Source organism: Streptomyces sp. NPDC006140 (genome assembly GCF_040628815.1).
GTDB lineage: Bacteria > Actinomycetota > Actinomycetes > Streptomycetales > Streptomycetaceae > Streptomyces.
In genome coordinates, this window is record NZ_JBEXTS010000024.1 from 49,259 (window position 1) to 63,658 (window position 14,400).

Annotated in this window: 11 protein-coding genes and 1 pseudogene; 3 read left to right on the forward strand and 9 right to left on the reverse strand. The window is 71.7% G+C overall.

What is annotated here, in order from left to right; all coding sequences use genetic code 11:
* Positions 1 to 74: 74 nt before the first annotated feature.
* Positions 75 to 992 (forward strand): helix-turn-helix transcriptional regulator, encoded by a 918-nt coding sequence (locus ABZ386_RS38910; protein WP_351347205.1) that lies wholly within the window; start codon positions 75 to 77, stop codon positions 990 to 992.
* Between the two features lie 21 nt (positions 993 to 1,013).
* Here the strand turns inward: ABZ386_RS38910 and ABZ386_RS38915 are convergent.
* The 4 genes and pseudogenes from ABZ386_RS38915 to ABZ386_RS38930 all read right to left on the reverse strand — a co-directional run bounded on the left by ABZ386_RS38915 (position 1,014) and on the right by ABZ386_RS38930 (position 7,118).
* Positions 1,014 to 1,557 (reverse strand): annotated as a pseudogene (locus tag ABZ386_RS38915) (antibiotic biosynthesis monooxygenase).
* Between the two features lie 73 nt (positions 1,558 to 1,630).
* Entirely contained in the window at positions 1,631 to 4,945 is a 3,315-nt protein-coding gene (locus tag ABZ386_RS38920; RefSeq protein ID WP_358968270.1) for a S8 family serine peptidase, read from the reverse strand.
* Positions 4,946 to 5,260: 315 nt separating this feature from the next.
* Positions 5,261 to 6,511: an Ig-like domain-containing protein gene (locus tag ABZ386_RS38925; RefSeq protein WP_356501543.1), complete on the reverse strand. Its 1,251-nt coding sequence runs from the start codon at positions 6,509 to 6,511 to the stop codon at positions 5,261 to 5,263.
* Positions 6,512 to 6,779: 268 nt separating this feature from the next.
* A complete protein-coding gene (locus tag ABZ386_RS38930) occupies positions 6,780 to 7,118 on the reverse strand; it encodes a hypothetical protein (protein ID WP_351347210.1) in 339 nt (112 codons plus the stop codon).
* 109 nt (positions 7,119 to 7,227) lie between these two features.
* Here ABZ386_RS38930 and ABZ386_RS38935 point away from each other — a divergent pair, with 109 nt between their 5' ends.
* Entirely contained in the window at positions 7,228 to 7,542 is a 315-nt protein-coding gene (locus ABZ386_RS38935) for a hypothetical protein (protein ID WP_351347212.1), read from the forward strand.
* 60 nt (positions 7,543 to 7,602) lie between these two features.
* On the opposite strand, the gene hutH is transcribed toward ABZ386_RS38935, so the two are convergent.
* The 3 genes from hutH to ABZ386_RS38950 form a co-directional block, all read right to left on the reverse strand.
* On the reverse strand, positions 7,603 to 9,141 hold the full coding sequence (gene hutH, locus ABZ386_RS38940; protein ID WP_355718875.1) for a histidine ammonia-lyase: 1,539 nt from the start codon (positions 9,139 to 9,141) through the stop codon (positions 7,603 to 7,605).
* A 94-nt stretch (positions 9,142 to 9,235) separates the two neighbouring features.
* Positions 9,236 to 10,384 carry a sensor domain-containing diguanylate cyclase gene (locus ABZ386_RS38945; RefSeq protein ID WP_351347214.1) on the reverse strand — a complete coding sequence of 383 codons (1,149 nt, stop codon included), beginning with the start codon at positions 10,382 to 10,384 and terminating at the stop codon, positions 9,236 to 9,238.
* A 221-nt stretch (positions 10,385 to 10,605) separates the two neighbouring features.
* Positions 10,606 to 11,406, reverse strand: a complete 801-nt coding sequence (locus ABZ386_RS38950; protein WP_114254957.1) for an enoyl-CoA hydratase-related protein — start codon at positions 11,404 to 11,406, stop codon at positions 10,606 to 10,608.
* Positions 11,407 to 11,623: 217 nt separating this feature from the next.
* Here ABZ386_RS38950 and ABZ386_RS38955 point away from each other — a divergent pair, with 217 nt between their 5' ends.
* Positions 11,624 to 12,301, forward strand: coding sequence for a hypothetical protein (locus ABZ386_RS38955; protein WP_358968273.1), 678 nt, complete (start codon positions 11,624 to 11,626; stop codon positions 12,299 to 12,301).
* An 8-nt stretch (positions 12,302 to 12,309) separates the two neighbouring features.
* On the opposite strand, the gene ABZ386_RS38960 is transcribed toward ABZ386_RS38955, so the two are convergent.
* Both ABZ386_RS38960 and ABZ386_RS38965 read right to left on the reverse strand, forming a co-directional pair.
* Positions 12,310 to 13,416, reverse strand: coding sequence for an adenylate/guanylate cyclase domain-containing protein (locus tag ABZ386_RS38960; protein WP_351347218.1), 1,107 nt, complete (start codon positions 13,414 to 13,416; stop codon positions 12,310 to 12,312).
* Positions 13,417 to 13,531: 115 nt separating this feature from the next.
* Positions 13,532 to 14,398, reverse strand: a complete 867-nt coding sequence (locus tag ABZ386_RS38965; protein WP_351347220.1) for a biotin--[acetyl-CoA-carboxylase] ligase — start codon at positions 14,396 to 14,398, stop codon at positions 13,532 to 13,534.
* Positions 14,399 to 14,400: the final 2 nt, after the last annotated feature.

The following is a 14,400-nucleotide window of genomic DNA, read 5'->3' on the forward strand; positions in this document are numbered from 1 at the left end:
TTTTGCGTACGCACAGCGTGCGTACCACTGGCGGGGTCAGGCTGCCGTGCGTACGACCATGAATACTGGGACGCATGGACGAACAGCCCGAACCCGCGCAGACGGCCGGTGGCGGCCTGGACCGGCGTGCCGAGCTCAGCGAGTTCCTGCGCACCCGGCGTGCCCGGCTGAAGCCGGAGGACGTGGGGCTGCCCGACTTCGGGCGGCGGCGGGTGCCGGGGCTGCGCCGCGAGGAGCTGGCGCAGCTGGCCGGGGTGTCCGTGGCGTACTACACGCGGCTGGAGCAGGGCAACGGGCGCAACGTCTCGGCGGAGGTGCTGGACGCGATCGCGCGCGCCCTGCGGCTGAGCGACGCCGAGCACTCACACCTGACGCACCTGGCGAAGCCGAAGCAGCACAAGAAGAAGCCGGCGGCGCGCAGCCGGCAGGTGCGGCCGGCGCTGCGGCACCTGCTGGACTCGATCGACAGCGTCCCGGCCTACATCGTCGGGCGCCGCTCGGAGATCCTGGCCTGGAACCGGATGGCCGCGGCCCTCTTCGGCGACTGGGCGGAGCTGCCGGCGCCGGAGCGGAACTGGGCGCGGCTGGTGTTCCTCAGGCCCGACTACCGCGAGCTGTTCGTCGAGTGGGACCGGAAGGCGGCCGACATCGTCGGCTATCTGCGCATGGACGCGGGCTGCCACCCGGACGACCCGCAGCTGTCCGCCCTGGTGGGCGAGCTGTCGGTGAAGAGCGAGGAGTTCCGCCGCCTCTGGGCCGCCCACGACGTCAAGGAGAAGAGCTACGGCGTCAAGCGCATGCGCCACCCCCTGGTCGGCGACCTGACCCTGTCCTTCGAGACGTTCCGCCTGGTCGACGACGCCGAGCAGTCCCTGATCACGTACCACGCGGAGCCGGACTCCGCCTCGGCTCAGGCCCTGCGGCTGCTGGCGAGCTGGGGGGCGGACGCGGTGCGCTCGGGCACCGGGGCGTCGTCCGCCCCGCCGGCCTGACGCAGCACGTCCGCCCGCCCCTCACCCCTGGTACGGCGGAGCCGCTCCCCACGTCCAGGAGGGCACCGGCTGCTCCTCCGGGGGCTTCGCGCCCGGGCTCGAGAAGTGGACGGCGAGCCGGGTCCCCCACTCCACGTAGGCCACGAACGCCGAGCGGAACTCCGCGTCGGCCGGCAGGCCCGCCTTGTCGGCGGCGTCCTGGATGAAAGGGCGACGTGCTGGGCGTTTTCGGGGGCCAGCCCCGCGAACACCGGGGCCAAGAGGTCGTCCTTCAGCACCTTGCCGTAGAAGACCTCGGTGAGGCGCGAGAGGGCCTCGGCGCCGCCCGCCCAGTCGTACAGCGTGGGGACGGCGGAGCCGGTGCCGCGCACGGCGGTCGGCTCGTAGTGGCGCATCTCCTCGATGTTCTCGACGTACGGGCGGATCTCGGCGAAGAAGCCGGGGAACTGTTCGGCCCTGCGGAAGCCTTCGAGGTGGGCCGCGGCGCGGCCGTAGGCGGCCAGGAACTCGCCGAACGCTGCTCGGGGACGCGGTACCGGACGTACTCGACGGTGTGGGCCGTCATGGCGCCACGGAAACACGAACCGCCCGCCGGACGCTTCTCTTCCGGCGGGCGGTTCGCTAACAGGCGCTACGGATCACTTGCCGTAGTACGCGTTGTAGATCGAGATCGTCGACTTGTTGCCCTTCTTGTCGGCGATCTTGGCGTGGAAGGAGATGGCCTTCCCCTTCTCGGGGTTCTTGACGGTGATCTTGCCGTTCTTGACGTCGAGCTTCTTCCAGGTCTTGCCGTAGTCGTACGACACGTACACCGACAGCGACTTCAGGTTGCTGCCCTTGGCCGCGCCCTCGACGGTGACCGGGACGCTGGCCGTCTTGCCGGCCGGGACCTTGCTGTCCAGGCCGGTCTTGGCCTGGAAGCGGACCGTGGAGACGGGCAGCTTCACGCGCGCGTCACCGGACGGCTTCTTGGAGCGGAAGGTGAAGGCGGCGTCGATCCGGGTGGAGGCCGCCGCGACCTTGACGCTGCGCTTGACCGACGTCGTCAGCTTGTACTCGGCGTCACCGGACGGGACCTTGAACTCCTCGCCGAACAGCGGGTCGGTGTTGGAGCCGACCTTGGTGCCGTTGCGGTAGAGGTTCGTGGCGACCGATGTGAACTCGGACGAGCCCGCGTGCCCGGAGCCGTCGGCGAACAGCGGCAGCGAGCCGTAGAGGGCGTTGCCCTTGCGGAAGACACCGAACTCGGCGTTCAGACGCGGGCCGAAGACCGCCGTGTTGAAGGTCTTCGTGTACTTCTGGCCGGCCTTGAACGTCTGCGGGTCACCGAGCGTGTAGCCGGCCTCGGGGACCCAGTTGCCGTCCGCGTCCTTGCCCTTGTACTGCGTGAAGTCGAACGCCCACTGGACCTTGTCCGACGTCGAGAGGTACATCGTGCGGGTGCTCGGCAGCTTCTGCTGCACGGGGACGCCGAACGTCACGGTCTCGGGGAGCATGCCGGCGGTGAACATGTCGCCGGTCTTACCGGCCGCGGCCGCACCCATCTCGTGCTTCACGGTGGCGAGTTCGCCGGCCTTGAAGTGCCGGACCTTGTCACCCTGGATCTTCTTGACCTTGGCGCTGGTGACCACGTTGTACTCGGCGGTGTCGCCCTTGGTCCACTGCCCGCTCCAGGTCTGGCTCAGCCCGGAGACCTCCGGACCCAGGTGGGCCATGCGCAGATCCGCGAACGAGTCGAGGCCGATACCGAAGCCGGCCGCCGGGGCGTAGCCGTACTCGATCATCGCGGACAGCGGCTTGGCCTGTGCGTCCGGCACCCTGATGTCGGCCGCCTTCGTCTTACGGGCGTCGATCGTCAAGGTGGTGTTCTTGGTGAGCGCCAGCTTCGGCTGGACCGACCAGTCGATGCCGCCCTCGGCGGTATCCGTGTCCTGGAAGACCAAGCTGTTCAGCAGATAGGTGCCCTTGGGCAGGCGCAGGGTCGCCGTGCCGGAAGGGGCGACCGGCGTCTGGTAGAAGCGGTCCTTGGCCAGGCCCTCGTAGCCCATGAGCTGGGTGTCGTAGCCGTCCGTCGGCTGCCCGTCCCTGCCGATGTGCTTGACGGTGACGTCGTACGACTCCATCTCGCGCTGCACCGCCGCCGCCGTGCGCACCGTCTGGCCGCCGCCCGTCGCCGTCACGTACGCCGAGTACGCGCCGTCGAGCGTGCCGCCCAGCTTGGTGTTGACGGTGAACGGGACAGAGGCCTTGCCGCCCGCCGGGACGGTCACCGTGGTGGCGCCGAGCTTGAAGAAGCCGGCCGGGGCGGCCTGGCCCTTCGGGTTGGTGGCGGTCGACGCCAGCTTCAGCGTGACGTCCTTCGTACCGAGGTTGCGGTACGTCAGCTCCTTGGTGACCGGCTTGTCGTCGGTGTGCGGCCACTGCTGGACGCCGAAGCTCACGGACGACGGGTCGGCGATCACGGACTGCTTGATGGCCTGGTCGACCTGGATGCGGCCCGAACCCTGCTGGAACGGCGTGTACTTGCCGCCCTTGGTGGAGCCCGTGAGGGCGCCCTTCAGCTCGGTGTACTTCCACTCGGGGTGCTGCTGCTTCAGGATCGCCGCCGCGCCCGCGACGTGCGGCGTCGCCATCGACGTACCGGAGATGGTCATGTAGCCGGCCGGCTTCTCGCCGACCTCCTGGGCTATCTGGTTGCCCGGGGCGGAGGCCGCGGTGATGTCCACGCCGGGCGCGGTCACGTCGGGCTTGAGGGCGCCGTCCATGCCGGGGCCGCGGCTGGAGAAGTCGGCGAGCTTGTCCTTGTCGTCGACCGCGCCGACGGTGAGGGCCGCGGCGGCGCTGCCCGGGGAGCCGATGGTCTGCTCGCCGAAGTCGCCCTCGTTGCCGGCGGCGATGGCGAACAGGACGCCCTTCTCCGCGGAGAGCTTGTTCACCCCCGCTTCCAGCGCGTCGATCGCGGGGGAGTCCATGCCGCCGAGGCTCATGTTGATGACGTCGGCGCCCTCGGCCGCGGCCCACTCCATGCCGGCGAGGATCTCGGAGTCGCTGCCGAATCCGCCGTCGTCGAGGACCTTGCCGTTGAGGATCTTCGCGCCGGGCGCGACGCCCTTGTACTTGCCGCCGGACTTCTTGCCGGTGCCGGCCGCGATGGAGGCGACGTGCGTGCCGTGGCCGACCTTGTCGGTGGCGTCGGGCGAGGTGGTGAAGTTCTTGGCGCCGACGACCTGGCCCTTGAGGTCGTCGTGGGTGGCGTCGACACCGGTGTCCAGGACGGCGATCTTGACGCCCTTGCCGTCGTAGCCGGCCGACCACGCCTTGGGGGCGCCGATCTGCGGGACGGACTTGTCGAGGCTGGCCTTGCGGACGCCGTCGAGCCAGACGTGCGCGATGCCGGAGGCGGTCTTGTCGCCGTTGGTGACGGCGTCCCACAGCTCGGGCGCGTCCTGCTGCGGCGTCTGCACGGCGTCCGCGTTCAGGGACTTCAGCGAGTGGCTCAGCGTGCCCGCGTCGCGGACGTCGGCCTTGGTGGCGGCGGCGCTGCCCTGGTAGCCGACGATGACCTTCAGGCCCTTCTTCTGGGCCTTGCGGGTCGCGGACTTGTTCAGCTCGGTGACGTCGAAGAGCCGCTGGTCGAGCTTGCCGGTGGCGACCAGGCGGGCCGCGTCGGCCGGGATCACGAGGGTGTGGCCGTCGAGCTTGCGGACCTGGACGGGAATGCCCTCACGGCCCTTGGCCCGCTCCAGGCCGACGACGCGGCCCTTGGCGTCGAGGGCGACCCGGTCGCCGGTGATCAGCGTGATGTGGTGCTTGGCGGTGAGCGAGGCCGGCTTGGACGCCGCGGCCGTCCGCTCGCCGTCGGCCGACGCCGGGCTGGTCATACCCGCCGCCAGGGCCACGGCTGCCGCTGTGGCGACCGAGGCCGCGTACGCCCTTTTCACTTGTCTGCGCAAGTTTCCCCCTTGCAGAAGTACCGGGCGAATTCCCCGTTCACCCGGCCGGGGGTGGTCTCGCACGCATACGCGTACACCCCCCGGAATAGGCAGTATGCCGAGGGGTGATCAGGTGCTCAATAGATGAGAAGAAGCTGAGAATTTCGTCGGCCGACTGTTACACGGCTGCCGGAACGCCGTTACAGGGTTGGGCAATTACGCACGCGCGTTCTCCTTGACAGGGCGGATGCCCGGCACACGCCCGACGAACGACGATGCCGCCGCCCGCCCGGTGAAGGGCGAACGGCGGCATCGGGTCGTGGATCGGGGAAGCCGTCAGACGGCCGAACCCGCCTTCCACTGCGTCCAGTTCATGTTCCAGCCGTTGAGGCCGTTGTCCGGGGCGATGGTCTTGTCGCCGGTGTTCTCGACGACGACCACGTCACCGATGATCGAGTTGTTGTAGAACCAGGCACCCGGGGTGTTCGGGTCGTTCGCGCCCTTGGCGTCCTGGAGTCCCACACAGCCGTGGCTGGTGTTCACGCTGCCGAAGATGGACTTCGCGCCCCAGTAGTTGCCGTGGATGAACGTGCCGGAGCTGGAGAGGCGGATGGCGTGCGGCACGTCCTTGATGTCGTACTCGCCCTTGCCGTCGTCGTCCGTGAAGCCCACGGTCGCGCCGTTCATGCGCGTCTCCTTGAACTTCTCGGACATCACCATGATGCCCTGGTAGGTCTTGTTCTCCGGCGAGCCGGCGGAGATCGGGATGGTCCGCACGACCTTGCCGTCCTGCGTGACCTTCATCTGCTTGGTCTTCGCGTCGACGTAGGAGATCTGGTTGCGGCCGATCTTGAAGGTGACCGTCTTCTGCTGGACGCCGTAGACGCCCTCGGCGCCCTCGACACCGTCGAGCGCGAGCTTCAGCGTGACGGTGGAGCCTTCCTTCCAGTAGTCCTGGGGCCGGCAGTCCATGCGGTTGGCGTTGAACCAGTGGCAGGCGACCTCCTGGCCGCTGGTCGTGCTGACCTTGATGCCCTTCTGGACGGCCGCCTTGTTGGTGATCGCCTTGTCGAAGTTGATCGAGACCGGCATGCCGACGCCGACGGTGGTGCCGTCGTCCGGGGTGAAGTTGCCGATGAAGCTGTTGGCCGGGGAGACCGTGGTGAACGAGGCGTTCTCGTGGGCGACGCGACCGTCGGAGTCCTTCGCCTCCGCCGACAGCTTGTAGGTGGTGGAGCGCTCCAGCTGCGTACTGGGCTTCCAGCTGGTCTTGTCGGCGGATATCTGGCCGCTCACCTCCGTGCCGTCGGAGGTGGTCATCTTCACGTTCGTGAGCGTGCCCTTGCTCACCGTGACGGCCGCGGAGTTGTTGATCGAGGCGTTGTCCGATCCATCCTTGGGCGTGATCTTGATCTGGGCCTCGGAGGTCTTCTTGGCCGCGGCCTCGTCGACCTTCGACTGGGAGCTGTCGCCGCCGTCGCCACCCGAGGCGTTGTCGTCGCCGCCGGAACACGCCGAGAGCACCAGCACTCCGCCGAGCAGTGCGGACGCGACCGTCAGGCCCTTGCGCCGCTTACTGACCGTCATCACACGCTTCTCCATCGTTGCCGATTTCCCCAAAACCCCGAGTGTCCCCGTCAAGAATCCAAGTGCCCCCGTCAGGACTCACGAGTCCTCGTCGAGAACCTTCAACGCTACGACCGGTTCGTCCGGTTCCGCAGGTGACCCAGGTGTGGGGATCACCACGTCCGCGGCGGACGGTGCCGGACGATGCGGCTGCGGTCGATGCGCCCCGTGAGACGCGAAGACCCCGGACGGCGGTTGCCGCCCGGGGTCACCAGTTTCCCCAACAGCCTCAGCGGTCGCCGTCCTCGTCGTCCACCACATCATCCTCGTCGAGGTCCCAGTCCGGCGAATCGGGGTCGTAGTCGATCCGTTCGCTGCTCCAGGAGGCCTGCTGGAGCTCCACCCCCGGCACCTGGCTGACCAGGTCGAACGGGTCGACGAGGTACGCGAGGGCCTCCGCGGTGTCTTCCGTCACAGCGCTCTCGGCATGGGTCCGTTCCGCCGCGGGCATCCCGGCGTCGTCGGCGAGACGGCGCAGGGCGGACTTGATGACGGCGTCGGCGTCCTCGACTTCGAGAACGACCTCCACGCGAACCCGGACAAACCGTGATGTCTCTGGAGTGCTCATGGCGGGAGCGTACGGCCAAGAGCTCCTGTGACTTTCCCGTGACCCGCGCCTTTCACTAACATCGCCCCACACGGCCAATTCGCCGACGCCACAAGGGGATCGATATTCCGTGTCATCCGCTCGCCGTCCGTTGCTGACCGCCACCGCCGCGGCGACCCTGCTGGGTGCCCTGTGGTTCGTCCCGTCCGCCAACGCGACGTCGGACACCCCGGTGAGAGACGCGGTCGCGACGAGCCCGTCGCCGCTGGTCACGGAGCAGGCGCGGATCGCCGCCACGACCGCCGACAGCTCCGTCACCGGCACCCGGCTGGCCGACACCGGCAGCTTCGACAGCACGCCGTACGTGATCGGCGGGACGGTCTGCCTCACGCTGGGCGCCGGGTTCGTGGTGTATTCCGTCCGCCGGGAACGGCTCGGTTTCTGACCGCAGTTGACGAGGGGCCCCGCCGGTCGGTGAGGCCCCTCCTGTCCTGCGCGCTGAGCCCTAGTGGAGCGGCCCGGTGACGCTCTCCACCGCGGCCAGCAGCCGTCCCTCGCGCACGAACGCGTCCGCCGCGGCCAGGTCGGGCGCCAGGAACCGGTCGGGCCCGGGACCCTGGACCCCCGCGGCGCGCAGGGCGTCGATGACCGCCCGCGACGCGGGCGCCGGGGTCAGCCCGTCGCGCAGTTCGATGGCGCGCGTGGCGGCGTACAGCTCGACGGCCAGGACCCGGGCGAGGTTGTCGACGGCCGTGCGCAGCTTGCGCGCCGCCGACCAGCCCATCGAGACGTGGTCCTCCTGCATGGCGGAGGACGGGATCGAGTCGGCGGACGCCGGTACGGCGAGCCGCTTCAGCTCGCTCACCAGCGCGGCCTGCGTGTACTGAGCGATCATCAGGCCCGAGTCCACACCGGCGTCGTCGGCGAGGAACGGCGGCAGGCCGTGGCTGCGGTTCTTGTCGAGCAGCCGGTCGGTGCGCCGCTCGGCGATGGAGCCGAGGTCGGCGGCGGCGATGGCGAGGAAGTCCAGGACGTAGGCGACGGGCGCCCCGTGGAAGTTGCCGTTGGACTCCACGCGCCCGTCGGGCAGCACGACCGGGTTGTCCACGGCGGAGGCCAGCTCGCGCTCGGCGACCAGCCGGGCGTGCGCCATGGTGTCGCGGCCGGCCCCGGCGACCTGCGGCGCGCAGCGCACCGAGTAGGCGTCCTGGACGCGCGGCGCGTCGTCCTGGTGATGCCCGGTCAGGCCCGAGCCCTTCAGCACGGCCAGCATGTTGGCGGCGCTGGCGGCCTGCCCCGGGTGCGGCCGGATGGCGTGCAGCTCGGGGGCGAGGACCTTGTCGGTGCCGAGCAGGGCCTCCAGGGACAGGGCGGCCGTGACGTCGGCGGAGCGGTAGAGCGTCTCCAGGTCGGCCAGGGCCATGACCAGCATGCCGAGCATGCCGTCGGTGCCGTTGAGGAGGGCGAGGCCCTCCTTCTCGCGCAGTTCGACCGGCTGGATGCCGTGCGCGGCGAGCAGTTCGGCGGCCGGGCGTACGGTGCCGTCGGGGCCCTCGGCGTCCCCCTCGCCCATGAGCGTGAGCGCGCAGTGGGACAGCGGCGCGAGGTCGCCGGAGCAGCCGAGGCTGCCGTACTCGTGCACGACCGGGGTGATGCCGGCGTTGAGGAGGTCCGCCATGGTCTGCGCGACCTCGGGCCGTACGCCGGTGTGCCCGGAGCAGACGGTCTTCAGCCGCAGGAACATCAGGGCGCGGACGACCTCCCGCTCGACCCGCGGGCCCATCCCGGCGGCGTGCGAGCGGACGATGTTGCGCTGCAGTTGCGCGCGCAGCTCCGGGCTGATGTGCCGGGTCGCCAGGGCGCCGAAGCCGGTGCTCACTCCGTACACGGGGTCCGGCTTGGCCGCCAGCGCGTCCACGATCTCGCGGGCCGCGGCGAGGGCGGCCAGCGCCTCCTCGGAGAGCTGGACGCGGGCGCCGCCGCGCGCCACGGCGAGCACGTCGGACGCGGTCACCCCGGACGTCCCCACCACCACAGTGTGCATATCCATATTCAGGAGCGTACGCAGTGAATTCGATGATGTCACCACTGGGGGCGGGGTTCACCCCTTACTGATACGTCACACCGCCCGGGCGGCCTCAGGGCGCGTGCCGGCCGCGGAACCGCCGCCGCTCGCCGTTGGCCTCCTGGGACGGCTCGTCCGCGAGCCGCACCACGGGATCGTCGGGCCCGGCCCGGCCGGCGACCACCGGCCGGTCCGCCCGCTCGGCCTTGGCCCGGTACTGGGCGGCATCGGCGAGCCGGAACAGCCGGCGGGCGGAGCGCACGGGCCCGATCGGATCCTCGGTGGACGCGACACCGCAGGCCACGCCGTCCCCGAGCTCCAACTCGGCGGCCCGGCGGCACAGTTCGCCTGCCGCCTTCACGACCTGGTCGGCGGGCGGCCCGACGGCGAGCAGACAGAACTCGTCCCCGCCGAGCCGGGCGGCCAGGGCCCCCGGCAGCATGGCCCCGCACAGCGACAGCACCGAGCCGAAACGCTCCAGGAGCCGGTCGCCGACGGCGTGCCCGTGGGTGTCGTTGACCCGCTTGAGCCCGTTGAGATCGCAGACGACCAGGCTGACGACGGCTCCGTCCCGGCGGTGCCGCTCGATCGCCTGCTCCAGGCGTACGTCCACAGCACGGCGGTTGGCGAGCCCGGTGAGCGCGTCGGTGTACGCGAGGCGGCGGGCCTCCTCCAGCCGCTCGGTCTGGGCGATGCCGGCGGCCACGACGGAGGCGAGGACGGTGGCGAAGTCGGCGTCGGCCCGCTCGAAGACGGGCTCACCGGCCGGCCTCGCCACGTACAGCTCGCCCCAGGCCCTGCCGTGCAGCACGATCGGCGCGACCACGCAGCAGCCCCGGCCCCGGCGGCGCAGGGCGGCGACGCGCTGGTGGCAGTAGCCGGGCTGCCCGGCGGCGGGCCCCTCGGCGGTCTCCACCCACGCGTCCGGCTCCCCGCCACCGGCCCACTGCTCGTGCAGGAACTCGGTGATCTCCGCGAACTGGTGCACCGGATAGGCCTCGTCCTCGGGGAACTCCTCCTCCCCCTCGGCCAGCTCGCCGACGTTCACGAGGACCTTCAGCCGCCCGAGCTCCCGCTCCCACACCGACAGCGCGGCGAAACTCCCGCCCAGCGCCCGGCACGCCCCGGCAGCCGCGGCCCGCCACGCCTCACGCGACCCGTGCGCCGCCGCCATCCCCTGAGCCAACGCGACGACGGCCGCGAGCCGTCTGTCCTCACCCATCACTCCAGGCTAGGGAGTTTCCAGCCAGACTGACCTGTTTACGACGCGAACGAGGACGACCAGATCCCACCCCGCTGCGGGCAATCGTGCCTCCCCCAAGCTCTTCGAGCAGGGGGGACCCCCAGGCGGCACGGGTGGGCGCAGCTGCACCCCGCTCCGCCGGGCTGCGGCCCCACCCGGCCCCAGCACCGACGCCGAGCACCTGACAACGAGCCCTCAGCTCACTCCCCCGGCCACTCCGGCCTCCGCTTCTCGTTGAACGCCGCAACCCCCTCCGCCCGGTCCCCCGAGAACGCCACCGCCCGCCACGCCGCGTCCTCCACCTCCAGCCCGGCCCGCAGATCCAACCCCTGCCCGAGCCGCAACGCCCGCTTCGCCGCCCGCAACCCCACCGGCGAGTTCCCGGCGATCCGCGCCGCCAGCGCCAACGCCTCCTCCCGGTCCCGCCCGGCCTCCACCACCTGGTCGACCAGCCCCAACTCGCCCGCCTCCACGGCCTCCACCCGCCGCGCCGAGAAGATCAGCTCAGCCGCCCGGGCCGCCCCGACGCGCCGCGGCAGCAACTGCGTACCGCCACCCCCGGGAATCACCCCCACCGACACCTCCGGCAGGCCCACCACCGCCGTACGGTCCGCCACGATCACGTCACAGGCCAGCGCCAGCTCGAACCCGCCGCCCAGCGCGAACCCGTGCACCGCCGCCACCGTCGGCACCGGCAGCTCCAGCACCCCGGTGTACGCCCCCCGCGTCACCGGCCGCTGCCTCAGCAGCTCCGCGTCGCTGAACGAGTTGCGCTCCTTCAGATCGGCCCCGACGCAGAACGCCCGCTCATGCGTCGAGGTCAGCACCACCACCCGTACGTCCCGGTCCTCCCCCAGCGCCGCGCACGCCCCGGCCACACACCGCGCCATCTCCGTCGACACGGCGTTCATGGCCTTGGGCCGGTCGAGGACGAGCTCCGCGACATGCCCCTGCTCATGCCGCCGCACCAGCACGAACTCCCCGAACCGTTCCTCACTCATGACACCCTCCGGTTAACGCGGGTTAACAACATCGCCGTTCCGATCATCGCAGCCGCGCCCCACCCGCGAAAGAGCGGACGCGTCCGGTTCCCGCACCCACCGCCCGCCCACCCGTTCGAGTGACATCCCCCCAACTCGGGCCCGACCGCCCATCGGAGCGCATACCGTGCGTCAGCCACGGCGCACTGGGGGCGCGTGCGCATCGGGAGGGACCGTGATGACGACGAACACGCCGGCGACGCCGCGACGGAACACCGGGGCCGCCACGGCACCCCGCCGACCGGAGCCGGCCAGGCCCGGCGAACCGGCCCCGGCGGAACCCGATTCCTTCGCCCCCCGCGTCCGCGGCCGCCACCGCAAGCCCCGTCCCCGCAAGGTCCTGCTCGCCGCCGGCGGCCTCGCCCTGGCCGCGGGCGCCCTGAGCCTCGTACGCCTGGTCTCCGGGCCGGGCACCGACAGCGTCGGCACCGTCGAGGCCGAGCCGCGCCCGGACCCGGTCCCCACCGGCACGGACGAGACCGCCGACACCGCGGCGAGCTTCCCCGCCGCCCCCGAGGCCGGCCCGTCGTCACCCGCCGCCCTGGGCGGCCTGACCCCGTCACCGGCCACCCGCGGACCGGCCGCCTCCCGCACCCCGGCCACCACGACCGACGCCCGCCGGACGGACGGGACACCCAGGGCCGCCGCGCCCAGCGCCACGCCCCTCCCCGACACCCCGAACGCCCCGGCGCCGGCCCCCACGGCGGACACCCCGCGCCCGACCCCGACCCCGGCGCCCAGCCGGACCGCACCCGCCCCGGCCCCCGAGCCCGACGGCCCGAAGCAGCCGCAGGACCCGGGCCTGTGCGTACCGGTCATCGGCCTGTGCGTGGACACACCGGGCGACCGCGACTGAGCGGGGCCCTACGACCGCACGTCCCGCCGCGTGAGCAGCCACGGCTCCACGACGCCGAGCCCACGCACGGGCCGCTGCCACATCGGCTGCAGCGCGAACCGGTACACCGGCGGCTCCTCGCCCTCCTTCTCCGCCGCCGCGGCCTCCTCGGCCGCCTCCGCCTCCGAGGCCGGAGCGTCCTGCGTGCGGATCAGCTCCTCGGCGAAGGCGGTGTCGACGAGGACGGCGTCCTTCGGAGCTATCGAGGTGAGCCGGGAGGCCAGGTTCACGGTCGTACCGAAGACATCACCCATACGGGTGGTCACCGTGCCGAACGCCATGCCGACGCGCAGCTCCGGCATCGTCTCGTCGTGCGCCATGGTCTCGATCAGCCGCAGGGCGATCTCGGCGGCCGTGCCGGCGTCGTCGGCCGCGTACAGCACCTCGTCGCCGAGGGTCTTGATCAGCCGTCCGCCGTTCGCGGCCACCAGGTCGGCGGCCGTGGTCTCGAAGGCCTCGACCAGCTCGCCGAGCTCCTCCTCCTCCATCCGCCGGGTCAGCCGCGTGAACCCGACCAGGTCGGCGAAGCCGACGGCCAGCCGCCGGTCGACCATCTCCTCGTCGTCGGCGGCCTGCACGACCCGTCCGGCCGAGGCGGCGAGCTGGCGGCGCCAGACGTAGACCAGGAACTCCTCCAGCTCGGGCAGGAGCAGCTCGACGATCGGGTACGTCACCTCGGTGCGTGTCATGCCCGGCTCGGGCGGCTCGGTCAGCCCCTCCAGGAAGGAGTCGATCTGCCACTCGGCGAGCCGCGCGGTGGTCTGCCCGGTGGACCGGGCCACCTGCACGGCCATCGCCTCGCTCAGCAGCCCGGCCTCGACGAGACCGGCCAGGCGCCGCAGGGCGAGGACGTCCGCCTCCGTGAGGGCCTTGGCCTGCCCGATGTCGGCGAAGCCCATCGCCCGCCAGAAGCGGGAGGCGAGTTCCATGGAGACGCCGGCGCTGCGGGCCGCCTGGAACGGGGTGTAGCGGCGCTCGGCGCCCAGGATGAGCTGTTCCAGCCGCAGGGCGAGCGGATCCTCGCCGGGGTCGGCGCCCTGCGCGTCCGTGCCGGAGCCCGAGTCGTCGACGGTCACGCGTGCTGCCCTTCCGATCTGTCACGGTCATGTATCGACCGGCCTCAACTCTACGGCAGGTGTGCGCCAGCTCACTCCGTTGGTTCTGCCGACGGGTGAGACACCCGGCCCGGGCTCACGCAGGCCGCAAGTGAACAATGTCCCCCGCCCCGACCGGCTCCTGCACGCCCTCCCCCGTGGCCAGCACCAACCGCCCGTCCCCGTCCACCGCGACGGCCTCCCCCACGACCGCCCGATCCCCCGGCAGCTCCGCCCGCACCACCCTCCCGAGCGTCGCGCACCCCGCCGCATACGCCTCCTGCAACCCGCTCACCCCCGGGTCACCCCCCGCCGCACGCCACTTCCCGTACCACTCCTCCAGAGAACGCAGCACACCCCGCAGCAACGGATCCCGGTCCGTGCTCACGGCCCCGGCCAGCCCCAGCGACCCGGCCGTCGGCACGGGCAGCTCGTCCGCCTTGAGCGAGACGTTGATGCCGACCCCGATCACGACCCCGTCGTCACCGGCCCGCTCGGCGAGGATCCCCCCGGCCTTGCGTTCCTCTCCCCCCACGGTGACCAGCAGGTCGTTCGGCCACTTCAGCGCCGTGTCGACACCCGCCGCACGCGCCAGCCCCGTCGCCACCGCGACGCCCGTGAGCAGCGGCAGCCACCCCCATCGCGCCACCGGCACCTCGCCCGGCGTGAGCAGTACGGAGAAGAAGAGGCCGGAGCGCGGCGGCGCGGTCCACTGCCGGTCGAGGCGTCCGCGCCCGGCCGTCTGCTCCTCGGCGACGAGCACCGCTCCCTCGACGGCCTTGCCCCCGGCCGCCCGGGCCACCAGATCGGAGTTGGTGGAGCCGGTGCGCTGGACCACCTCCACCTCCGACCACAGCCCTCCCTCCCGCACCAGTCCCCGGCGCAGGGCGGTGACGTTGAGGGGCGGCCGGTCCAGGTCGGACCAGCGGCTTCCGTTCGGCTCTGATGCATCTCGCGGCGTCATGC

Excerpts from the sequence above, each read along its gene's own strand:
- ABZ386_RS38910 (WP_351347205.1), top strand. The coding sequence starts at position 75 with ATGGACGAACAGCCCGAACCCGCGCAGACGGCCGGTGGCGGCCTGGAC.
- ABZ386_RS38925 (WP_356501543.1), bottom strand. The coding sequence starts at position 6,511 with ATGACGGTCAGTAAGCGGCGCAAGGGCCTGACGGTCGCGTCCGCACTG.
- ABZ386_RS38930 (WP_351347210.1), bottom strand. The coding sequence starts at position 7,118 with ATGAGCACTCCAGAGACATCACGGTTTGTCCGGGTTCGCGTGGAGGTC.
- hutH (WP_355718875.1), bottom strand. The coding sequence starts at position 9,141 with ATGCACACTGTGGTGGTGGGGACGTCCGGGGTGACCGCGTCCGACGTG.
- ABZ386_RS38945 (WP_351347214.1), bottom strand. The coding sequence starts at position 10,384 with ATGGGTGAGGACAGACGGCTCGCGGCCGTCGTCGCGTTGGCTCAGGGG.
- ABZ386_RS38950 (WP_114254957.1), bottom strand. The coding sequence starts at position 11,406 with ATGAGTGAGGAACGGTTCGGGGAGTTCGTGCTGGTGCGGCGGCATGAG.
- ABZ386_RS38955 (WP_358968273.1), top strand. The coding sequence starts at position 11,624 with ATGACGACGAACACGCCGGCGACGCCGCGACGGAACACCGGGGCCGCC.
- ABZ386_RS38965 (WP_351347220.1), bottom strand. The coding sequence starts at position 14,398 with ATGACGCCGCGAGATGCATCAGAGCCGAACGGAAGCCGCTGGTCCGAC.